Raw genomic sequence first — 22,929 nt, 5'->3', positions numbered from 1 at the left:
TTATCAAGAAAAGATTCTTGCTTATGTAAAGGCCGCTCGATCAGATTTATCCTAAAAGGTTTATATTGCTTAGTGATTTGATTATAAACGAATTAGGAATTTTTTTATTAAAATTAGAATAGATTATTCAGAAAAAAAGAGAAGAAATAGTTAAGTTGTAATTCTAAATGTAAATATATACGATTTTTCAGATCTACGCGTAGGAAACTTCTACTCTCTAGTGTATGGATTATTCCGGTATAAATATCAGAGAGATAGCAACTTATTTGATAATGGTTTGCTCAATGATAAACGAATGAAATTAATAATATTGTATTAAGAATCACAACACAACTGCAAAAGGTGATGTGGTGGCCAAAGCAAGAAACCCGCTTAGTTTCCTAAGCGGGTTTCTCTAATTTGGCTCCTCTGACTGGACTCGAACCAGTGACATACGGATTAACAGTCCGCCGTTCTACCGACTGAACTACAGAGGAATCGTGTGAACGGGGCGAATAATAACGGGGTATGAGGAACATGTCAAAGGGGAAACAGTAAATTTGGATTGTTTGCTTACACTTTGTGCAACTTATTGAGATTTTTGGCTTTTAGCTCAACATTTACCCGAAAAAAGCAGGGTGCGAGCTAAAAAGGCGAGCAGCGAGGTGAATGTGCTGCTCGCCTGCAGGGGTTACTGTGGCGTATCTGCCAATACAAACATGCCGTACGGATGAATTTGCAGATAATAACTATCGCCCGGCGCGGGTTGTAGCTGTGTGGCATTCACTTGCAGTAATAATGATTGCCCCTGCCAATCCACCAAGACTTCATATTGTGGGCCCATATAGGCCACTTTACTGATAATGCACCTTTGGCTTGGCTCACCTTGCTGACTCAGAGTAATGGCCTCTGGTCGGACGCCGACGGTCGATTGTTGATAACCCGCCGCAAATCCTTGTGGCCTGGGGATGTGATAACCAAAGATTTCCACACTGTCGCTGTTGATTCGCGCCGGAAAAACGTTGGCATCCCCCATAAAACTGGCCATAAAGTGAGACGCAGGCTGGCGATATAACGTCTGTGGCGCGCCAATTTGCATGATTTTGCCTTTATTCATCACCAGCACGGTATCAGAAACAGCAAAGGCTTCGCTTTGGTCGTGGGTCACATACAGCGAAGTAATATTAAATTGCTGCTGCAATTCACGAATTTTATCGCGCATACTGCGGCGCAAGTTGGCATCCAGGTTACTTAATGGCTCATCAAAAAGTAGCACTTTTGGTTTAAGAATCAATGCTCTTGCCAATGCGACGCGCTGCTGCTGACCGCCAGAGATTTGATCGACAAAACGGTCGGCAAACCCCTCTAAATCGACCAGTGCCAGAGCTTCTTGCACCCGGTCACGAATTTCATCTTTGGGACGCCCCAACATCTTTAGGCCATAGCCAATGTTCTCGCCGAGTGACATATGCGGGAACAAGGCATAGGACTGAAACACCATACAGATATCACGATGCTGTATTGATCTGTCGGTAACATCCTCGCCATCAATAAAAATTTGCCCACTGCTGGGTTTCTCTAACCCGGCAACCAGCCGCAATACCGTGGTTTTTCCACAACCCGATGGCCCAAGTAGAGTGACCATTTCCCCTTTGGGGATGGCCAGATTTAACTCGTCAATGACGGTATTGGTGCCAAAGCGCTTGGTTATTTGTTTGAGTTCGACAAAATGTTTTTTATCAGACCCATGATTTTTATCAGCCTCGTGATCTTTATTAACTCCATGACGTTTTTCAGAGTCATGATTTTCTGCGGAACTATAATTTTCTACAGACATAGTATTCAGCCTTATCAGTGCGCCGTTATTGGGCATTACTGGCTTTCGAGCGGGCAATACGCGCTTCGCCGACCAGATAGTCAAACAGGAAGATGATGGCCAGCATCACCACAATCAGAATTGAGCCATAAGCAATCGCAATACCGTATTCACCGTCTTCGACCCGATTAAGAATGTAAGAGGTGGCGACGCGGGTGTCTGGCGTCACCAAGAAAACAATGGCGCTGACAGTCGTCATAGCCCGCACAAAGCTGTAAATCAGCGCCGACAAAATCGCCGGGCGCAGTAATGGCAGCAAAATGTAAATCACGGTACGCAGCGAACCGGCACGTAAACTCAGCGAGGCCTCATCGAGTGATTTATCCAATTGCCCCAGCCCGGCAATCCCGGCACGTATTCCTACCGGCACATTGCGCATCACCATTGAGATAATCACGATGGCGGCAGTACCGGTCAGGTACACCGGAGCACTGTTAAAGGCCAGAATATAAGAGACACCGGCGACGGTTCCGGGGACGGCGAAACACAGCATAGTGCTGAATTCGATGGTTTTTTTACCGCGAAATTGCTGACGTACCACAATATAGGCAATCAGCAGACCAAAGGCGGCGGTGATCGGGGCGGCAATTCCGGCATATAGCAGGGTATCGAGCAGTGAAGGCCATGCGCCGTCACTGAACCCTTGCCCAAATAGCTGGTTAAAGTTATTCAGTGTTAGGGTGTAATCCACTCCCCAGTTGACGGTGAAGCTGCCGTAGAAAATGCTGCCGTATAGCAACACGTTAAAGGCAATCCACACATACAGCATGGCGGTGGTGCCCCACACTAATGAGACCGGTAATGGTTGGACATCGCCGCGCGAAGATTTACCAGAGATGGTGACGTAAGAGCGTTTGCCTATCCACATATACTGAATACAGAAGATAAACAGTGAGAACATCAGCAGAATGACACCCAAGGTAGACGCCGCCGGATAATCGAGCTGCGCGCCGGTAATATAGAAGTAGATTTGCGTGGCGAGTACGTCAAAGTTCCCCCCTAATACCAACGGGTTACTAAAATCAGCCAGCGATTGCACGATAACTATCAAGAATGAGTTAGCCAGTGCCGGTTTTAGTAGCGGCAGGAACACTTGCATAAAGGTCTGCCAGCGGCTGGCGCGCAGGGTATAAGAGGCTTCTTCCAGCGACGGGTGGATGGTTTTTATTGCACCGTCGAGGATCATAAATGACATTGGCGTAAAGGCCAGAACCTGTGCCAGCCAGATCCCCGTAAAACCATATAGCCAGTTAGTGTTCGTTAGGCCGAACCAAGTGACCATTAATTCAGTGACATAACCGGAGCGACCCATCATCAGCGTGACGCCCAGCCCGACAACAAAGGGTGGGGTGACAATAGGTAAAATAGAGAAGATTCGCCCCAGTAATGCCGAGCGCTTGGCAATTCGGGTGGTATAAATCGCCAGCACCATGCCGAAGAAAGTACAGCCAATCCCCACGGCAACAGATAACAGGAACGAGTTCCAGATAACTTGCAGGATGTGGGCCTGTCCGAGAATCGCCATAAATTGCCATGGCGCAAAAGCCCCGCTTTCATCGGTAAATACCGGAATAAAAATAGCAACGCTGGGGAACAGGATAAAAACGGTGATCAGCGCAATAATGGCGACCAGCGACCCGAGAACAAAACGGTCACCGCCCAGCCATTCAAGGCGCGCCAGTGCCAGCGTGATCACTGCACCTAAAGCAATGAATAGCCCGATAGTGGCAAATCCCAGTCCGCGATCCAACCAGGCTGAGGTTATCACTACGAACAGGGCGCAACAGAGGGCATAACCCGCATCAAATAAATGGCGAGCACGGTGTTCGCGCCCCTGCGGGGAGAGTGGTCTGAAAAGCAACACTAATGGTAGGGCAAACCATAAAGTGCTGATGTTTAGCCCAGACCAACCATAAGCGGCCAGTAGCTCAGAACGGCTCGCTTCAAGCAGGCCGTAATCCAGACTGAAAGCGGGTAATAAGGCAAAAGCAGCCACGGCAAACGCCAGCCAATAGAAAATAGCATCCCGTGTCTGCGGGAGCCGCAGAGTATGTGTCATGGTGTTCCCTAGATAACCACCCGGTGTCTTTGGCGCTACAGCGGTGTTGCTAGCGTTGCTGCAACGCCAATGACCTTGGGTAGAGAAGTAGTCGATAAGTTATTAATATTTATACTTGGCGGTTATTGACCCATCTTGACGTCATTGACCCACTTGGTGATCAGCTTCTTACGCATTTCAGTGGCACCATAAGTGTCCATGTCGTAGTTAATCAGCTTCAGATCGTCGAGCTTGAGTGAGTTAGGGGAGGTTGCAGCAGTGGTATTGGTCAGAATCTGGTAGGACTGGCCTTTCTGCCATGCCAGTTCTTGGGCATCTTTTGACAGCACCCAGTCAACGAATAACTTGGCATTATCCAAATTACGCGCGCCTTTCAGAATGCTGACGCCGCCAATTTCGTAGCCAGAACCTTCACAAGGTGAAATCAGTTTTAGTGGTGCGCCTTTTTCTTTCTCTAACGAATAGTCGTGCAGGAAGCCAATGCCGATGGTGGTTTCACCACGGGCGGCGTTACGGGCAGGGGCGATGCCGGATTTCGTGTATTGCGACACGTTGGCATTGAGTTTTTTCAGGTAGTCAAAGGCGGCATCTTCTCCCCACAATTGTGAGAAGGTTGCCAGCGCAGTGTAGGCGGTGCCGGAACTTTGCGGATCGGCAATCTGGATTTCACCTTTGTAGACCGGGTTGGTTAAGTCTTTCCAGCACTTGGGCTCTGGCAGACCTTTTTCTTTCAGGCGGTCAGTATTGACCCCCAGGCCGAGAATGCCGATATAAACTGCAGAGGAGTAGTTGCCTTTACGTTTGGCCGGATCACGAAATTGCGGCATGATTTGCGCCAAATTCGGTGACTGGTAAGGATAGAGTAAATCCATTTCACCAGCTTGCGATTGCGGGTCCAGGGTGCCGCCATACCAGACATCCGCCTGTGGGTTCTTTTTCTCTGCATCTACTTTGGCCAGTGTGCTGCCGGAGCCATTACGGATAAAGCTGGTTTTGACATCATATTTTTCGCTGAATGCTTTGGCTTCTTCTTCACACATCGCATTGGTTGCGCTGCAATAAATGACTAATCGACCTTCCGCTTTGGCGACGGTAGTAAAGGCGCTCAGTGCGAGGCCCGCAGCAATCAGTACAGAGAGAGGTGCAAGTTTCATAACATTATCCTTTTTATACCCTGATGCTCCCCAACATCGGGTTACAAGCAGAGCTGTAGTGGTAGTAGAGAGGTATGACTTACTTTGCTTAAGGTACTTTTAGTTTTTGTTTATCGGGATAAATCGCTTTCCTGCCGGTTCGAACCCTAATCGATTAATGCCGGTCATTAGTAGCGGCATTAATAACAATCCTACACAGGCGGCTGCCAGGGTTAGTAACGCAAAAAAGCCTTGCCAGCCATAATGTTGCAGCACTTGCGCTAATGGCCACCCGGCTAAAGCAGCACCGAGATAGGCGAATAAACCTAGAAACCCTGTGACGGTACCGGCGGCATCTTTATGGGTATATTCGGTGGCCGCCAAGCCAATCAGCATTTGTGGTCCGAAGACAAAAAAGCCGATACTGAAAAATGTCACTGAGAGCAGCGGATAGTTATGCACCGGAGCCAGCCACAGTGCGGTCATGGTCAGAAATAGCCCGAGTGCGAATAACAAAATCATCGGTGCCCGCTGACCACGAAACAGTAAATCTGATCCCCATCCAGCAAACAGTGCGCCAAATAATCCCCCCAACTCGAACAGCGATAAGGTGGCATTGGCGCTGAGTAAATTGACGCCATGACTCTCCGCCAGCCAGATATTGCCCCAGTCGTTGAGGGCGATGCGGATCAGATAGACCAGCACATAAGAGACTCCCAGTAGCCAGATGGTGCGGTTGCGTAAAATAGCATCGCGAAAAATGCGCCCCATCGGCATCGGTGGGCTTTGCTGCTCTTGCCACTGGTCCTGCGGGTCACGCCGCCATTGGCCAATCGTCGGTAAACCTTGTTGCTGCGGTTTGTCACACAGTTGCCAACACAGCCAAATCCCTAGAACAATGCCAATCGCGCCCGGGACCAACAGGGCCGCCTGCCAACCATAATGTGAGGCCAGAAAAGCAGATAGCAGGGGAACCGCCGCCCCGCCAATGCTGATGGAGGTGTTCCAACAGCCCCACCAACTGCCACGTTCATTGCGCGAATACCATGTGCTGAGCAACTTGGCGCAGGGTGGCCATCCCCAGCCCTGAAAGAACCCATTCAATGTCCAGACCACCAGCAAGGCGGGCAGGGAGTGACATAAGGTAAAAACCATATTCAGCACTCCGGTCATCATCAGGCCGATGCCCATAATCCAGCGAGCTTGGGTGCGGTCACTGACAATGCCGGAAACAAATTTGGAGCCGCCGTAGGCCAGATAAAACAACGTGCCCAGTAAGCCGATATCCCCTTTATCTAATCCCAGTTCCAGTTGCATCACCGGCATGGCGTAGTTGACACTTTTGCGCGTCAGATAAAAGGCGGCATATCCCATCACCATGGCGGCCATCAGGCGCGGCCGCCAATAGCGATAACGCGCATTCACCTGTTCTGGCGTCAAAGGCTCAGCGGGTAAAGTCTTCGACGACAGGGACGATGCAGGCATAGATTCCTCCGGTAATTGAATTGAGTGTAAGGAAGGCAAAAGTAAAAGAGATGAGACAAGGTTGTAGACGATTAGGAATAATGCTTATTTATGAGGGCTTTTGATGCAGTTCTGTGGACAGGCTCACAGAGTCGTTGGTACGCACATGGGTCGGCAGGTTCACCACCACACGGGTTCCCAGACGGCGCTGTAATAACCAGTCGCCGCCAAGCGCCCGCACTCGCTCTTCAATTCCGCGCAGGCCAAATCCACTACCTTGCGGTTGTGCCGGGATACCCATACCGTCGTCGCGCACATCCAGAGTAATAATATCGTCGGCTAAACGCAGGCTGACCTGAATATTGCGGGCATTGGCATGCTTATTGATGTTATTGAGTAGCTCCTGCACCAGTCGGTAGAGGGTTAAGATCACCACATCTTCACCGGGAGTTGGTGGCAGCGCATAGTCCAGTTGGAAGTTAATTCCTTGTTCGGCAAACGCAAACTCTTCCGCCAGATGGTGGAGCGCCTGATCCAGCGGCATCTCATCCAGCACCGGTGGGCGCAGTTGGCGTAATAATTGACGCGTAGTTTGGTGAATCCGCTGTGACAAGCTGCTGATTTGATTGGCGGCTGACTGTGCTGCCGGAGAGGGCGCGCTGCGGTTAACCAGCATCGCCTGAATTTGGATGGCAGTGATATTCTGGCCGATTTCATCGTGTAGCTCGCGGGCAATCTCTTTGCGCACATCTTCCTCGGTATGCACCAATCTTTTCATCAGCTTGCGGCGGGTTTGCAGCTCTTGTTCCAACTGATTGCGATAGCGGTGCAGGTGCTGCGCGAGTTGCTGCTGGCGGCTAATGGCTATCCCCAGCGTCATCCCCAGTAATGCCTGGGTCGAGAGGAACAGCTCCAGTTCGGCCAGATCATGAAATGCACCACTGGCCTGACGGGTTACGGTGATCATCAGGCTACCTAAAACCGCCGCCAAAACCCCACCCTGCCAGCCAAATTTGTAGGCCATAAACACATTGGGTAGGAAGACAAAAATCAGTAGCAGCCGCTCCATATTGGGGGCGATCGCCATTTGCACACAAACTCCAATGGCGAAAATCAGCGAGCACCACACCAGCAGCGAGGTGCGCAGCGGCGGGTCAGGCATCTGCTGAGAAAACAAGTTCCTAATATGTTGCTGCTTTAAATATTCGTAAATTAGATAAGTAAACGGTACCAGCAGAATGCCACCGGTGAAGGTGGCGAGCAGGGTTTGGGTTAGCGGCAAAGGTAGCCAAAAGCCCAATACCAACCCGTGTAGCAGACTGTTGCCGGTGACGGCGGTGAGGAGCAGTAACAGCCGTTGCCAATAGAGGGTGTAGTGATGCCAAAAACGTTGTGTCAGCCCGGCGGGTAGTAAGCTTAGGAACGGAGACAGCATAACCCAGGCGGTGGGTTGCAACTCTTCACTGTGCAGCCACCATAATGCGGCGCACTCGGTCAGCAAGAGTACCGACCAATAGCGCCGAGGCAGCAGAATCATCAGTGCCAGCCGCAGACCTTGCGGCAATAACAGCACGGCGTGCAAACCATCATCACTGAGGTAAAAGCTGATGGTCCACAGTGCCAGCCAGCTCAGGGAGAAGAAGATCACCAGAAACAGTGATAGCCCCACTGAGCGCAGTTGCCACATCAGTTACCTGCCAGCAACTGGTGTTGCAGGGCGAAATGCACCAGCTCGACCGTGGTTTCGCAATTCAATTTGCCCAGAATATTGGCGCGATGAACATGAACGGTTTTATGGCTGAGGGAGAGTTGCTCAGCAATGGATTTAACACTAATCCCATTGATCAATAGCTGGAAAACTTCTTTTTCCCGTGGGGTGAGCACCGCCAGCTGTTGCGGTTGCTGCGGCATATGGCGCAGTGCTCGTAGCGCATCGGCACACAGATAAAGGCCGCCACCACTGACAGTGCGGAGTGCTTGCACCAACTCATCCGGGCCACAACGTTTGGTCAGATAACCACTGGCACCTGCATCCATCGCGCTTTGTACAAATGCGGTGGTGTCATAGATACTCAGAATGATGGCGCGGAAATGGGGGATTTTCTGGCGCAGACGTTTGAGCAAACTTAATCCACTTTCGTCTGGCATTGAAATATCCATGACGGCGACATGCACATCAATATTGGGCAAATCGACCCAAGCCTCAGCCGCTGAACCATATTCGCCAATAATACGAATATCTTTTTCCAGCGATAGCAACTGCGCAAACCCCGAGCGGACGACAATATGGTCATCTATCAATGCGACGTTAATCATGATTTTTCATTATTGCGGAACACAGTCTGCATGATGCTCATCAATCATTAGCGTGGCAATAATTGTTATCAGAAATGTAAGAGGCTTAACATATGCAGGATAAATCCGACCAAGGAATAGGCATTTATTGCTGAAAAATGCAGCGCCCCACAGAGAGTGGTGGCGCGCGGGAGACGAGTGATGGCGCTATTACAGCGCTTTCTTGCTGCGATAAATGCGCTGTGGTCGGCCTACCTTGCCATAAATAATCTCGGCTTGCAGGGCTTGATTAGCGGCACAGAACTCCAGATAACGGCGGGCAGTGGTGCGGCTTAACCCGAGCATTTGTGCGACATTTTCAGCCGTGTACTCATTGGCATTATCACTGAATAGGGTCTGGACTTTATCCAGCGTCATTTGATCAATTCCCAGCGGCAATGTCACTTTTTGCTCGCCACGGGCATAAGTATTATACATTTCATCAATTTGGCGCTGATTAACCTTAGTTCCATCCTGCAAGACTTGATGGCGGTGACTGTAGCGGGCTAATGACTGCTCTAGCCGCTCATAGGCCACTGGTTTTATCAGGTAATCAAAAACCCCATAGCGGATAGCTTCTGAGACGGTTTCACTGTCGCTGGCCGCAGTGACGAAAATAATGCCGCCGGAGAAGCCTTGTAACGTCATTTCACGTAATAATTCCAAACCACTGCCATCTGGCAGATAGTTATCCAGCAGAATCAAATCAGGATGAAAACGAGCCACCATACTGCGGGCTTGTTGCAAATTACCTGCCAGCCAAACTTCACGGCAATAGCTGCTCTGCTTGATAAATTCTGCATGCATTTCTGCCAGTGGTGTTTCGTCTTCTACCACTAAAATATTAAGCCATTCCATGGGATCTCCCCGTCTTTGAGATCAATGCGTCTTCGGAATAAAGACTGTAAATAAGCTGCCGCACGGCGGATTCTCTTCTATCGTAATGGTGCCGCCACTTTGCTGAACATAGGTCGCGACCAAATACAGGCCAATACCATGATCATCGGAATTTTTGGAACTGATACCGCGTTCGAACAAACTGTCCTGCAGTTGTGGGTCAATACCACAGCCGTGATCAGCGACCTCTAAAATCAGGTCATCGCCTTCATCAGACAGGTAAATTTCAACTTGCTTATCACCCTCTGGGTTTTTCAAGCTGGCCTCAAAGGCATTATCCAGTAGGTTTCCCATAATGGCGGCCAATTCATTTTCGCCAATATTAGGCGGCAGATTAGCTAACTGGCAACCCGGAACAAAGTTCAAATTCAACCCTAACTCCCGTGCCCGGTGATATTTGCCAAATAATAACGCCGCAATTTGCCGGTTATTGAAGGCGGTACGTAACATATCAATCAGCGCCTGATGGGAGGATGACTCGGTTTTGACCATTTCTAGCGCGCGGTCAAACTCTTTCATCTGCAATAAGCCACTCATGGTGGACATCCAATTCAAATGTTCGTGACGTACGGTGCGCAGATTTTCAACATATTGTTTAATCTGACTCAGTTGAGCACTGAGAGTATGAATATCATCCTGACTTCGGAAGCTCACCACCCAGCCTTGAAACGCCCCGTCTTCTGACCAAATACCGGCACGGTTGGCGATAGCATTCAAGCCATTGAAAGTACAAAGCTCATCTTGGCGATTATCACCGGCTTGATCGCGGAAGAAGTGATCAGGAGAAACCACCTCACTGACTTTTCGACCAATCAACTGCTGTGGCGTGGCAGATATGTGCAGCATTTTACGCGCATTTTGATTGATTGCAGTGATCCTTCCCTCAGGATCAACGGCTAATAGACCTTCAAATACTGCCCCGAATAGCGCCTCTTGCTGGCGTAACACTCGCGCTATCTCTTTGGGTTCCATCCCCATCATTTGCCGGCGAATATGGTTGGCAAATTGCCATGACAACAGCAGCAATACCGCCAGCACAATGAGAAAAGAGTGGGTGAGTGGCAGGAGGTAAACCAGTCGCCAGTGATCAATTTTGCTGATCAGATAACCCAGAGAAACCACGCCGATAATTTTCCCCTGTTCATCGCGAATCGGGGTTTTGGCGCGCATAGCTTCGCCCATCGAGCCTTTGCCGAAAATAATATAGCTTTCGCCCCGCTCCAATGCGCCGGGCTTAGTCCACTGCATCGGGTAGCCAATCATCTCCGGATTAGGGTGATAGAGGCGAATCGACTGCGTGTCGCCAATGACGAGGTAATCAAGATCCGAGGTATTGCCGAGTCTGCTGACAATGTTTGCCAACTGGGCTTTATCACGATGTTTGACGGCATTGACTACAGAATCCATCGACGCAATTATTTTGGCCTGATTCATGGCCGTTTTACTAACTTGATCCAGCAGATATTGCTCAAAATTGTGACTGAGAAAACGGTCTAATGCTCCGGTCAACAGGATTGAAACAGTTAATAGCAGGAAAAATATACGCAGCGGGAAGGCCATATTTTTCAATCGGCTCCATATTCGACCACGCCATGTTAATTTTCCCACTGTGCAAGGAATCGACAAGCTACTCACCTTAATTAACAAATATCCTTGGTATTTGAGGTTGCAGAGTTGCTGACTGTCTATCTGTAACCTTAAATTTTCGAGAAATTAGAATCTATGGCATTAACATAAGTTAATTTAAGAAATAATTAAATAGCTAAGAGAAATAAAAATATATATTAATAATTAAGAAAATTAAAACCATTAAATAACTTATATTTACTCTCTTATATGTGAAATAGGTCAATTAACCGCGCAATTTTTATGTTTAGCATGTGCTCGTAATTTAATTCAAATTAAAAATTCTCCGCTTTTGATTTATTTTATATTGTTGTTTTTATGTGAATTATTTATTTAAAGAGCATATTTTTTATTAATTTTATTCTCGATATTTTAACTTGTTCTTTATTTGTTATGTAAACGTTATGGTAGAGAGTGAATTATGGATACGGTATTTAATAGAGTTAATCGTTCAGACCATCAGCAAATCGCAGAAATAACGCGATTCTTGCGGGCTAATGATCTGAATATAGATACCACCGTTGAGGTGTTTATTACCGTAAGCCGTAATGAGATGCTCGTGGCCTGTGGTGGTATTGCCGGAAATATTATCAAATGTGTGGCGATCAGTGAGCAAGTCAGAGGAGAAGGGCTGGCACTAACACTGGCAACAGAGTTGGTCAATTTGGCTTATGAACGTCATCACAGCCACCTGTTTATTTATACCAAAACTAGAAATGAGAGCTTATTTAAAGCTTGTGGCTTTTATCCTATCGCAAGTGTTCCCGGTATTGTGGTGTTGATGGAAAATAGTGACTGCCGCTTGCAGCGCTATGCCAAGCAATTGAGCCAATTACGTCAGCCAGGGCAAAAAATTGGCAGCATCGTAATGAATGCCAACCCATTTACCCGTGGACACCAATATTTAGTACGCCAAGCTGCGGCGCAGTGTGATTGGTTACATCTGTTTTTGGTGAAGGAAGATAATTCCCGTTTTCCTTATGAAGACCGGCTGCAATTAGTTCTCGATGGCACACAAAATATCCCTAATCTCACCGTGCACCCCGGCTCGGAATATATGATTTCCCGCGCCACATTCCCGTGTTATTTCATTAAGGATCAAGGCGTGGCAGACGACTGCTATACCGAAATCGACTTAAAAATATTCCGCCAATATTTGGCTCCGGCGCTAGGGGTGACTCACCGTTTTGCCGGTACCGAGCCGTTTTGTACGGTGACCGCCAAATATAACCGCGACATGAGCTTCTGGTTAGCAACGCCGTCATTGCCATATCCGCCAGTTTCACTGGTAGAGATTGAGCGCCTTAAATACCACGACACCGCTATTTCCGCCTCTTGGGTGCGCAAATTATTGGCACAGGGCGACGGTGAAACCATTCGCAAATTAGTCCCGCCCGCCACTTGCCACTATTTACAGCGACTGTTGGCACAACGTGCACAAAAAGCGGCTAGTGCAGAGAAGAGCGCCACCTCAGCAAAGAATCCAACCCTGCTGTTAGTCGATTAACGTCAGCCGACTAAAGCAGGGCGCAAAGATAGGGACTGGTACGTAAGTCAGCAACCACGAAATTGAAGACAAGTTAATCAGGTGAAAAATGAAAATTATCAGAGAGGCCGTCGCTGGAACGTTGGAGTCGAGCGACGTCATGGTGCGAATTGCGCCATTGAATCCACCCGAAATAGACCTGCAAATTCACAGCAGTGTGGATAAGCAGTTTGGTGAAGCCATTCGTTACAGCGTGTTGGCGTTACTGGAACAGTATCGGGTTACCGGAGTGCAACTGATTATTGACGATAAAGGCGCACTGGATTGCGTTTTGCAGGCTCGGCTGGAGACCGCTCTACTCAGGGCCTGTGATGAAAAAATTCTGCCATGGAGAGCTTCGCTGTGAAACCTGAAATGAAAGACAGAATGCGCCGCAGCATGTTGTTTGTTCCCGGTGCCAATGCCGCAATGGTCAGTAATGCTTTTATTTATCAGGCTGATGCGTTGATGTTTGATCTGGAAGACTCCGTGATCTTGCGCGAAAAAGATGCCGCCCGACGTTTGGTTTATCACGCCCTACAACATCCGCTTTATCAAGATGTAGAAACCATTGTGCGCGTCAATGCATTGGATTCAGCTTATGGCCTGGCGGATTTGGAGGCCGTGGTGCGTGGCGGGGCGGATATCGTGCGTTTACCCAAAACAGATAATGCGAAAGATGTGGAGGATATGGCGCAAGAAATCAGCCGTATCGAGGCGGAATGTGGTCGTGAGGTGGGTAGCACCGGCCTGTTAGCCGCTATTGAATCGGCGCAGGGCATTACTCAGGCTTTGGCCATTGCTCAGGCCTCTCCGCGCTTAATGGGGATCGCATTGGGGGCAGAGGATTATGTCCGCAACTTGCGCACCGAACGTTCCCCGGAGGGTATTGAACTGCTGTTTGCGCGCTGCTCAATTTTACAGGCCGCGCGCGCCGTCGGAATCCAAGCCTTCGATACCGTGTATTCCGATGCCAATAACGAAGCGGGTTTCTTGCAGGAAGCCGCCCTCATCAAGCAATTGGGATTTGATGGTAAATCACTGATCAACCCACGCCAAATCGAGCTGTTACACAACCTCTATGCCCCGACCGAAAAAGAAGTTCGCCATGCACAAGCGGTGGTTGATGCCGCCGCTGCGGCAGAGGCCGAAGGGCGAGGTGTGGTTTCCCTCAACGGCAAAATGGTGGACAGCCCAGTGATTGAACGGGCGCGGTTGGTTTTGCAACGTGCGGTCAGTGGCCTGCGTGAGGAATAACAGATGAATAGGCAACAACGAGTAGAAAGTTTACGTCATTGTCAGGATAACAGCCCGGCATATCACCTGTATCAGAATACTTCTAAAGCAAATTTACAGGCGCAGAAGCCCCGCAATATCAAGATTTGTGATTCTTTGGAAAGCACAATCCGCCGATCTGGGCTGCAAGATGGCATGACCATCTCGTTTCACCATGCTTTCCGGGCCGGCGATTTAACCTTGAATTTGGTCATGAATGCCATTGCTGCAATGGGATTCAAAAATCTGCGACTGGCTTCTAGTTCCCTCAGCGATTGCCACTCGCCATTGGTTGAGCATATCCGTAATGGCGTGGTGAGTGAGATTTACACCTCCGGCATGCGCGGGCCATTGGCCGAGGAAGTGTCACGTGGGTTATTGGCGAAACCGGTTCAGGTTCATTCCCACGGCGGCCGCGTTAATTTAATCGAATCTGGCGAATTGACCATTGATGTCGCCTTTATTGGGGTGCCGGCTTGTGATGAGTTCGGTAATACCAATGGCTTTAGTGGCAATGCCTGCTGCGGTTCTCTGGGTTATGCCCGGGTCGATGCCGAATATGCCGATTGTGTGGTGCTGCTGACTGAAGCACTGGTGGCCTATCCTCATCATCCGGCCAGTATCACTCAGGATCAGGTTGACCTGATTGTTCAAGTCGAGCAGGTGGGCGATGCCGACAAGATTGGTGCTGATACCACCCGTATGACCTCCAATCCCCGCGAGTTACTGATTGCCCGTCGTGCTGCCGACGTGATTGCCGGGTCGGGCTACTTTGTCGATGGTTTCTCGTTACAGACCGGTACCGGCGGGGCGTCGTTGGCAGTGACCCGTTTTCTTGAGGACAAAATGTTACGGCGCAATATTACCGCCGCTTTTGCCCTCGGCGGTATCACCTCAACCATGGTGGAATTGCACGAAAAAGGGCTAATTACCAAGCTACTGGATGTGCAAAGTTTTGACCGGCAGGCGGCTGCCTCTCTGGCGCGAAATCCACGTCATATTGAAATCAGTGCAAATCAATACGCCAACTTCAGTTCGAAAGGTGCATCTGTTGACCGGCTGGATGTGGTGGTGCTCAGTGCCTTGGAAATTGATACCGGCTTTAACGTCAATGTGCTGACCGGCTCGGACGGAGTATTGCGCGGCGCTTCTGGCGGCCATTGTGATACTGCGGTTGCTGCGCGGCTGTCAATTATTGTCGCGCCATTGGTGCGTGGACGTATTCCGACCTTGGTCAACGAAGTCACAACCTGTGTGACACCGGGTTCCAGTGTTGACATTCTCGTGACCGATCACGGGATTGCGGTCAATCCAGCGCGGCCAGAGTTAGCCGAGCGCTTGCAACAAGCCGGTTTGCCGGTGGTGACTATTGACTGGCTCTATCAGCGGGCTTTGATTCTGACCGGTGCGCCAAAGCCTATCCAATTCACTGATCGGGTAGTGGCAGTGGTGCGCTACCGCGATGGTTCGGTGATTGACGTTGTTCATCAGATACAGGAGTAGATGATGAATACTCTTTCCCCCGCATTAGCCGCCAACCGGCCCATCAGTTTGCCGGAGCTGCTGACCAGCCGCGAATCCCGTCAGACCAGACAACAGCTCTGGCTGGCGCGCCATCAGGTCACGTTAATTTCACTCACGCTGGTGGCTCCGGGCGCGGTGAAAGATAACCCCTTGACTCGCAAGCTATTTACTCTGGCATGGCAAGCCATTACGACACTGAGCCAACAGCAGTGTTGGCCGGTGCTGCAACAAGAAGTTTTCCCGCTGCCCACCGGTTGTGAGGGGCTGATTGCTGTCGATTTACCCGCCGAGCAAGTGAAGGATGCCGCTCTGTTACTTGAGTTAAAACACCCGCAAGGCCGGTTATGGGATATCGATGTGCTTGATGTTTCAGGGCGAATTTTATCACGCCGTGATGTGGGCTTGGCACCACGCCGTTGTTTGCTGTGCCACCGCCCAGCCAATGTCTGTGCTCGGGCGCAAACCCACAGCATTGATGAATTATTGGCTCAGATGGAGTTGATGCTCAATGCCACAACTGCAACGCACTGACGACAGCGTGGCCCAACCGCCACGGGCTTGGTCTGAGCCAGCCACCACACCGGATTTTGCTCGGCAATCTGACTTTATACAACATTACGGCGCATTGGCTTACCGGGCAATGCTGGCTGAAGTCAATCTGACACCGAAACCGGGCCTGGTCGATCGGGTTAACTGTGGCGCACATCAGGATATGACGCTGCTCGATTTTTATCACAGCGCCGAGGCGATTGCGCCGTGGCTGCCACGTTTTATCGAGCACGGCATTCATCAGTGTGATTTATCCGGGCCGGCGGCACTGAACAGCTTGCGGCCGCTGGGATTGGCTTGTGAACACAGCATGTTTAATGCCACTGGTGGGGTGAATACCCATAAAGGCAGTGTTTTTTCTCTGGGATTAATTTGCTGTGCACTGGGGCGGTTAACCGCCCGCGCAGAGCCGATCAGTGCGCAAGCCATTTGTCAGGAAGCGGCCACATTATGCCGTGGGCTAACTGAGCGCGAACTGCGCCAATCAAACCCACAGCAGACTGCGGGCCAGCGCCTGTTTTATCACCATGGCCTGACGGGAGCCCGTGGCGAAGCTGAATCCGGTTTCGCTACCGTGTTAACCCATGCTTTACCCGCGTACCGGCGCTTATTAGCTGACGGGGCGCAACCCGACCATGCCTTATTGCATACCTTGCTGGTTTTGATGTCCGTCAACCGCGATACCAATGTGGTTTCCCGGGGCGGAATGGCTGGGCTGCAATGGCTACAACAACAGGCGGCAGAGATTCTGTCTTCACTCTCACCGGCAGGGATGCGCGAGCCTCTCAGCCAGTGGCGGGTGCGAGTGTTTGACGCCCAATGTATCGCCCGCAACCTTAGCCCCGGCGGCAGTGCTGACCTGCTGATCCTGACCTGGTTTCTGGCGCAGTTTCCTCATCATCATCTCCCTCCTCAAAATAATAATGGTGCTATAGGAGTACCTCTATGTTGAAGTCGCAAGAGAAATTATGGAAAGCGCTCGCGCCTTTTGTGGTGTTGGCCGTTCTGCTGTTGATCCCAACCCCGGAAGGGATGCCACCCCAAGCCTGGCGCTATTTTGCGATTTTTGTCGCCATGATTGTTGGGATGATTTTAGAGCCGATTCCGGCAACGGCGATAAGCTTCATTGCCGTGACGATTTGTGTATTGAGCTCAGACTGGGTGCTATTCAGTGCCGCCGAAGTGGCCGATGCCAGCTTTAATGGCGGCAAAGAGTCACTGAAATGGGGGCTAGCTGGATTCTCCAGTACCACCGTCTGGCTGGTGTTCGGGGCATTTATCTTTGCCCTCGGCTATGAAGCGACCGGTCTGGGACGTCGCATTGCTTTGTTCATGGTGAAGTTCATGGGCAAACGCACACTGACACTGGGTTATGCCATTGTTATCATTGATATTCTGTTAGCGCCTTTTACCCCGTCAAATACTGCACGTACCGGCGGGACGGTATTCCCGGTGGTTAAAAACTTGCCGCCGCTGTTTGACTCATTCCCCAATGACCCATCATCCAGGCGCATTGGCGGCTATCTGATGTGGATGATGGTAATTGGTACCAGTATCAGCTCCTCAATGTTTGTTACCGGCGCAGCTCCTAACGTGCTGGGCATTGAGTTTGTGAGTAAAATTGCCGGTGTTCATATCGGCTGGATGCAGTGGTTCCTGGCGTTTCTGCCTGTGGGCTTAATTTTGCTGATTGTTGCACCTTGGCTCTCTTACGTGCTGTATAAACCCGGCGTAACCAAAAGTGATGAAGTAGCGGCATGGGCGCAAACAGCGCTCACCGAGATGGGTGGGCTGACTCGCAAAGAAGCTATCTTGATTGGATTAGTGCTACTGAGCCTGTGTTTGTGGGTGTTTGGCGGCAAGTTCATTGACGCGACTGCGGTAGGTTTGCTGGCGGTATCTTTGATGCTGGCTCTGCACGTAGTGTCATGGCGAGATATCACCAAATACTCCAGTGCCTGGAACACGTTGGTCAATCTGGCGACTTTGGTGGTGATGGCGAACGGGCTGACTCGCTCCGGCTTTATTGATTGGTTTGCCACCACCATGAGCACCCATCTTGATGGTTTCTCACCGAATATGACGGTGGTGGCATTGGTGCTGGTGTTCTATTTCTCCCATTATCTGTTCGCCAGTTTGTCTGCCCATACGGCGACCATGCTGCCGGTTATTTTGGCGGTAGGTAAAGGATTGACCGGGGTGCCGATGGAGCATTTATCCATGCTGTTGGTATTGTCCATTGGGATCATGGGGGTTCTGACGCCTTATGCCACCGGCCCTGGGGTCATTATTTATGGCTGCGGTTATGTGAAATCGAAAGATTACTGGCGACTGGGTGGGATCATGGGGGTGTTCTACATTGCCATGTTACTGCTGGTGGGCTGGCCAATCATGAGCCTGTGGTATTGATTTAAACGTTTTGCTTTAATCATTATGAGGCGGGCCAGTCAGCGGCCCGCTTTCGTTAACCGCGCTATCAGCCGTTGTGAACACCAAAGACCCTTGGCAACCACAACGAAATCTCCGGAACATAAGTGACCAGCATCAACACCAGCAGCAGCGCGCCGTAAAACGGCAGCATCGCCTTCACCACTTGCTCGATTTTCTGTTTACTCACCGCACTGGCAACAAACAGCACCGAACCGACCGGTGGGGTAATCAGGCCAATTCCCAGATTGATCAGCATAATCATGCCGAAGTGCACCGGATCAATACCCAATGAATTAGTTACCGGCATCAATACTGGCGTCAGGATTAAAATCAGCGGTGCCATGTCCATCAAGGTGCCAATCATCAGCAACATGATATTGATGCACATCAGAATGACGTATTTGTTATCCGAAACCGAGGTGAAGAACTCAGTGATACGTTCCGGCAATTGCATGTAAGTCATGATGGCACCAAAACTGGCGGCAAAACCAATCAAAATCATCACGATAGTGACGGTTTTTACCGTGCGGTACATCAGTTTTGGTAATTCTGACCATTTATAATCACGGTAGATAAACATGGTGACAAAAAATGACCACAAACAAGCAATTGCGGCGGATTCAGTGGCGGTAAACACCCCTGAAAGGATACCGCCCATGATGATGACGACCGTCATCAGCCCCCACAGGGTATCGAGAAAGATTTTGAGCGCCTGACGGAATGGCACTCGTTCACCTTTGGGATAACCGCGCTTATAGGCGAAGCCGACACACATGAGCATCAAGGTCAAACTGAGCAGCAAGCCCGGTAGGATCCCGGCGATAAACAGCGCAGCAATAGAGACAGTGCCGCCAGTTGCCAGTGAATAAATGACCGAGTTATGGCTAGGTGGTGTCAATATTGCCTGCACCGAACCACTCGCCGTCACGGCAGCAGCAAAATCGCGTGGATACCCTTTTTTATCCATTTCCGGGATCATTACTGAACCGATAGAGGCGGTATCTGCCACTGAGGAGCCCGAAATTGCGCCGAAGAATGTTGAGGCCACAATATTGACCAGTGATAGGCCACCACGAATAAAACCGACGAAGATATAGGCGAAATTCACTAGCCGCCGTGCAATCCCTCCTTCCGCCATAATGGCGCCCGCCAGAATAAAGAACGGGATAGCCAGTAATGAAAATTTGTTTACGCCGCTGGTGATTTGGATCATTACCGCTTCCAATGGTAAATCAATCCAAAATGCACCCGCGATGGCGCTCAGACCCACGGCATAGGCAACCGGGACACCGATAGCCAATAAAATAGCCAGAGTAAAAACTAGAATAAATGCATCCATAAGGCAAAAGTCCCCAAATTATGAATTGCCAATCATGACGACCGGGCGGTGGGTCTGCGGGCCAAAAAACAGGCGCTCGAGAATAAAGCACAGGGTAATGGCAGAGCCGATAGGCAGCGGGATATAAGTTTGTCCGGCGGTCAGTAATGGGAACTCAGCCACCGGTTGTGACCAAAGTTCGCTACATAAGATGTAGCTATAAATCAGGATAAACAGGCTGATAACTATCATCAGTAAATCGACTAAGAGCAGGCAAACTTTTTTACCTGTTGCCGAAAGTCGATCGGTAACCATACTGACCGCAATATGCGAGCCCGAACGATAACTGGCGGCAGCGCCAACAAAGGTAAATGTCACCATACATAAAATAGCGACAGGTTCAGGCCAGGATAAGCCATCGTTTTGAATATAGCGGGCGAATATCCCCATAGGGATAACTGCAACCATGATAATTAAAGCAATACCAGCTACCCAGATTGACAGGCGATATAAAGCATCCATCGTTGATAGATAAAAGCGAGCCATAGCGGAGACCTCAGTTTACCCTTTGTCCTTGACGCTGCAGCAGTGTTAGCAGTATTTGCTGCGACACCAAGGATTTGGGTATATATGTCAGCGGTATTAAGGTTATTAATACCGCCAGAATAGTGTTATTCGACAGCGCTGATTTGTTTTATGAGGTCTTGATAATCTTTGCCAAACTCATCGCGTACGGGCTGGGTGGCTTTGTAATAATAATCATGGTCAATCTCGTGATATTGCACGCCACCGGCTTTCATCTTGTCATGTGATTGTTGTACGTAGGCTTGCCATAATACGCGCTGTTCAGCCTGTGCTTCTTTGGCCAGTTTTAGAATAGTTTGTTGATCTTCGGGGGATAATTTATCCCACTTGGTTTTAGAATAGAGGAACAGCTCAGGAATAATAAAATGGCCGCTCAAGGTATAGTTTTTCACCACGGGCAGATAGTTATGGGCAACAAACGTTGGTTCGTTATTTTCAGTACCATCAATAACCCCGGTTTGCATGCCGCTAAACACTTCGCTCACCCCCATGCTCAGAGAATTTGCCCCCATTGCTTTTAGCGTAGCCAATGCAATTGGGCTGCCTTGAACACGGATTTTCATACCCTTGAGATCTTCCGGCTTAATCACTGGCTGCTTGGTTATCAGATTACGGGTTCCGGCATCCATCCAGCCAAGAAACACTAATTTTGAATCTTTGTTGTTAGTGATTTTATCGCCAATTTCTTGGCCGATTTTGCCATCAAGCACTTTATGTAAGTGATCTTCATCGCGGAACATATAAGGCAGGGTAAAGACGCTGATCTCCGGTAAAATAGAGGCCACCGGTGTCATGGATACACGAATAATATCAATGGCTCCCATTTGTGCCTGTTCGATCATCTGTTTCTCATCACCCAATACCCCACCAGGGAAGGTTTTAATTTCCAAACGCCCATCAGTGGCAGTCTTAAGTTTGTCGCCCATATTTTTAACTGCGACAACATTGGGATAATCTTTGGGATGAACATCAGCAGCTTTAATTTGTTGTGCGGAGGCTATTTGGCTAAATAATATGGCAGAAATAGCCAGACACAGTGTTGGCAAAGGCTTAGGGAATTTCATTCAGTTATCTCCAGAAGTCACTATACCCTTGTTACTTGAAGCTGCGGTGCTGTTAGCTGAAACTTCAACTACCGTGGGTATAAAAATAGATAAAAAGGCATCATTTCTAATAATGGAATCGTTATATCAATGTATATAAAAGGGTTATTCCCTTATCCCCATGGCATTCAAACTAGCGGTTTATATTTGCTATTAAATTGACCATTATCACAGAAAAAGAAATGACAGGAACTGCGTTTCAATAATTGTGAAGTTGCATTTCATTCGCGGTTAAAACGCAATAAAAAGATGATTAGCTGTGGGCTTAGGGGGGCACTCAGTGAGGAATAACGTGTTGCTGCTAACGTTTTACATCAAAAGGCAGGGGTTCTGATATTGTAGCAATGCGGGTTAACCACTACTATAAAAGCCTATGAATCAATGTGATTAGGATAGCGCGTGACGTCGGTATTTATTCGTAACTTTACTTTTGCTGCACTGCCAGCCAGCGGTTTGAATGGGCAGCCACAGTTTCGCGGGCTTTTGGCTAAATGTGATTTTGATGTCAATGAATACCGGGATGAGCTATTTGCTGTGTATGGCATTACGTTTCCGGGCAATTTACAAAAAGCGGTCGCTAAACGGCGCGCGGAATATTTGGCGGGGCGCTTTGTTGCCCGACAGGTACTCAATATGCTGGAAATCCGCGACTATCCGCTGGGCAGTGGGATAGACCGCGCGCCACAGTGGCCAACCGGATTGATTGGCAGTATTAGCCATAATAATCAACGTGCTTTATGTACTGCGCAAATAATAACGCCAGTGGTTGAGTCTGAAGAGGTGAACCTCAGTATTCATGGTGTTGGCTTGGATATTGAAAGTTTAATTTCTGCGGAAAGAGCCGAAAACTTGTGGCCGGGTATTCTTAGTGAAAAAGAATATCATTATTTTCAAGCAGGCCCATTGCCCTTCAATCAACTACTCACATTAGCTTTTTCAGCCAAAGAGAGCTTATTCAAAGCTGTTTTCCCTCAGTTAGGGCGCTATTTTGATTTTCTTGAAGCTCAATTGTTAAGTTATTCGCTAGATACGGGGCGTTTCGAATTACAATTATTACGCGAACTAAGTGATGATTTCCCTGAAGGGCGTCGTTTTACGGGGTGTTTTACACTCAATGACAGTGACCTTCAGACATTTATTGCCTACTAATCTTAATGTTACTGACCCTCTTAATGAGTTTTCATCTTTTTAAGTTGGAAAATTTGCTTGAGATAGACTAAATATTTAGCTACCAGCCATATTTGTTGATAGG

19 protein-coding genes and 1 tRNA gene are annotated in these 22,929 nt (G+C 49.2%); 8 read left to right on the top strand and 12 right to left on the bottom strand.

Annotated features, from left to right (window positions below; all coding sequences use genetic code 11):
- Window positions 1-400 precede the first annotated feature (400 nt).
- The 9 genes from N0H69_RS16780 to dpiB form a co-directional block, all read right to left on the bottom strand.
- Window positions 401-476, bottom strand: a tRNA-Asn gene (locus tag N0H69_RS16780).
- A gap of 194 nt (window positions 477-670) precedes the next feature.
- Complete coding sequence (gene fbpC / locus N0H69_RS16775; protein WP_072077770.1) at window positions 671-1,816, bottom strand: ferric ABC transporter ATP-binding protein; 1,146 nt, start codon at window positions 1,814-1,816, stop codon at window positions 671-673.
- Between the two features lie 25 nt (window positions 1,817-1,841).
- A complete protein-coding gene (locus N0H69_RS16770; protein WP_050111043.1) occupies window positions 1,842-3,914 on the bottom strand; it encodes an ABC transporter permease in 2,073 nt (690 codons plus the stop codon).
- A gap of 122 nt (window positions 3,915-4,036) precedes the next feature.
- Window positions 4,037-5,068 (bottom strand): ABC transporter substrate-binding protein, encoded by a 1,032-nt coding sequence (locus tag N0H69_RS16765; protein WP_050121865.1) that lies wholly within the window; start codon window positions 5,066-5,068, stop codon window positions 4,037-4,039.
- Window positions 5,069-5,167: 99 nt separating this feature from the next.
- Entirely contained in the window at window positions 5,168-6,532 is a 1,365-nt protein-coding gene (gene uhpC, locus N0H69_RS16760; protein ID WP_050134695.1) for an MFS transporter family glucose-6-phosphate receptor UhpC, read from the bottom strand.
- A gap of 88 nt (window positions 6,533-6,620) precedes the next feature.
- Entirely contained in the window at window positions 6,621-8,198 is a 1,578-nt protein-coding gene (locus tag N0H69_RS16755; RefSeq protein ID WP_050152531.1) for an MASE1 domain-containing sensor histidine kinase, read from the bottom strand.
- Window positions 8,198-8,827 carry a response regulator transcription factor gene (locus tag N0H69_RS16750; RefSeq protein WP_050111047.1) on the bottom strand — a complete coding sequence of 210 codons (630 nt, stop codon included), beginning with the start codon at window positions 8,825-8,827 and terminating at the stop codon, window positions 8,198-8,200. The genes N0H69_RS16755 and N0H69_RS16750 overlap by 1 nt, the downstream gene beginning before the upstream one ends.
- 189 nt (window positions 8,828-9,016) lie before the next feature.
- Window positions 9,017-9,703, bottom strand: a complete 687-nt coding sequence (gene dpiA, locus N0H69_RS16745; RefSeq protein ID WP_050121873.1) for a two-component response regulator DpiA — start codon at window positions 9,701-9,703, stop codon at window positions 9,017-9,019.
- A 21-nt stretch (window positions 9,704-9,724) separates the two neighbouring features.
- The gene (dpiB, locus tag N0H69_RS16740) at window positions 9,725-11,302 is read right to left on the bottom strand and encodes a sensor histidine kinase DpiB (protein WP_050152530.1); all 1,578 of its coding nucleotides are present in this window, start codon (window positions 11,300-11,302) and stop codon (window positions 9,725-9,727) included.
- Window positions 11,303-11,789: 487 nt separating this feature from the next.
- On the opposite strand from dpiB, the gene citC reads away from it, so the two are divergent.
- The 7 genes from citC (at window position 11,790) to N0H69_RS16705 (ending at window position 18,650) form a co-directional block, all read left to right on the top strand.
- Window positions 11,790-12,875, top strand: a complete 1,086-nt coding sequence (gene citC, locus N0H69_RS16735; protein ID WP_050152529.1) for a [citrate (pro-3S)-lyase] ligase — start codon at window positions 11,790-11,792, stop codon at window positions 12,873-12,875.
- 88 nt (window positions 12,876-12,963) lie between these two features.
- Complete coding sequence (gene citD, locus N0H69_RS16730; RefSeq protein WP_050111051.1) at window positions 12,964-13,260, top strand: citrate lyase acyl carrier protein; 297 nt, start codon at window positions 12,964-12,966, stop codon at window positions 13,258-13,260.
- Window positions 13,261-13,268: 8 nt separating this feature from the next.
- Window positions 13,269-14,150 (top strand): aldolase/citrate lyase family protein, encoded by an 882-nt coding sequence (locus N0H69_RS16725; RefSeq protein WP_172665493.1) that lies wholly within the window; start codon window positions 13,269-13,271, stop codon window positions 14,148-14,150.
- 3 nt (window positions 14,151-14,153) lie between these two features.
- A complete protein-coding gene (gene citF, locus N0H69_RS16720) occupies window positions 14,154-15,671 on the top strand; it encodes a citrate lyase subunit alpha (RefSeq protein WP_050111053.1) in 1,518 nt (505 codons plus the stop codon).
- Window positions 15,672-15,674: 3 nt separating this feature from the next.
- Window positions 15,675-16,223, top strand: coding sequence for a citrate lyase holo-[acyl-carrier protein] synthase (citX, locus tag N0H69_RS16715; RefSeq protein WP_050111054.1), 549 nt, complete (start codon window positions 15,675-15,677; stop codon window positions 16,221-16,223).
- A gap of 109 nt (window positions 16,224-16,332) precedes the next feature.
- Window positions 16,333-17,193 carry a triphosphoribosyl-dephospho-CoA synthase CitG gene (gene citG / locus N0H69_RS16710; protein WP_253272102.1) on the top strand — a complete coding sequence of 287 codons (861 nt, stop codon included), beginning with the start codon at window positions 16,333-16,335 and terminating at the stop codon, window positions 17,191-17,193.
- A complete protein-coding gene (locus N0H69_RS16705) occupies window positions 17,187-18,650 on the top strand; it encodes an anion permease (protein ID WP_050111055.1) in 1,464 nt (487 codons plus the stop codon). The genes citG and N0H69_RS16705 overlap by 7 nt, the downstream gene beginning before the upstream one ends.
- A gap of 67 nt (window positions 18,651-18,717) precedes the next feature.
- On the opposite strand, the gene N0H69_RS16700 is transcribed toward N0H69_RS16705, so the two are convergent.
- The 3 genes from N0H69_RS16700 to N0H69_RS16690 all read right to left on the bottom strand — a co-directional run bounded on the left by N0H69_RS16700 (window position 18,718) and on the right by N0H69_RS16690 (window position 21,638).
- Entirely contained in the window at window positions 18,718-20,010 is a 1,293-nt protein-coding gene (locus N0H69_RS16700; protein WP_050111056.1) for a TRAP transporter large permease, read from the bottom strand.
- Between the two features lie 18 nt (window positions 20,011-20,028).
- The gene (locus N0H69_RS16695; RefSeq protein ID WP_050111057.1) at window positions 20,029-20,535 is read right to left on the bottom strand and encodes a TRAP transporter small permease; all 507 of its coding nucleotides are present in this window, start codon (window positions 20,533-20,535) and stop codon (window positions 20,029-20,031) included.
- 125 nt (window positions 20,536-20,660) lie between these two features.
- The gene (locus N0H69_RS16690) at window positions 20,661-21,638 is read right to left on the bottom strand and encodes a TRAP transporter substrate-binding protein (protein ID WP_050111058.1); all 978 of its coding nucleotides are present in this window, start codon (window positions 21,636-21,638) and stop codon (window positions 20,661-20,663) included.
- A gap of 438 nt (window positions 21,639-22,076) precedes the next feature.
- Here N0H69_RS16690 and N0H69_RS16685 point away from each other — a divergent pair, with 438 nt between their 5' ends.
- Window positions 22,077-22,826, top strand: coding sequence for a 4'-phosphopantetheinyl transferase family protein (locus N0H69_RS16685; RefSeq protein WP_050134704.1), 750 nt, complete (start codon window positions 22,077-22,079; stop codon window positions 22,824-22,826).
- Window positions 22,827-22,929: the final 103 nt, after the last annotated feature.

This window comes from Yersinia alsatica, assembly GCF_025133195.1.
Classification (GTDB): domain Bacteria; phylum Pseudomonadota; class Gammaproteobacteria; order Enterobacterales; family Enterobacteriaceae; genus Yersinia; species Yersinia alsatica.
Note: the sequence above shows the minus strand (reverse complement) of the source record. Positions and strands in the feature narration are given on the sequence as shown.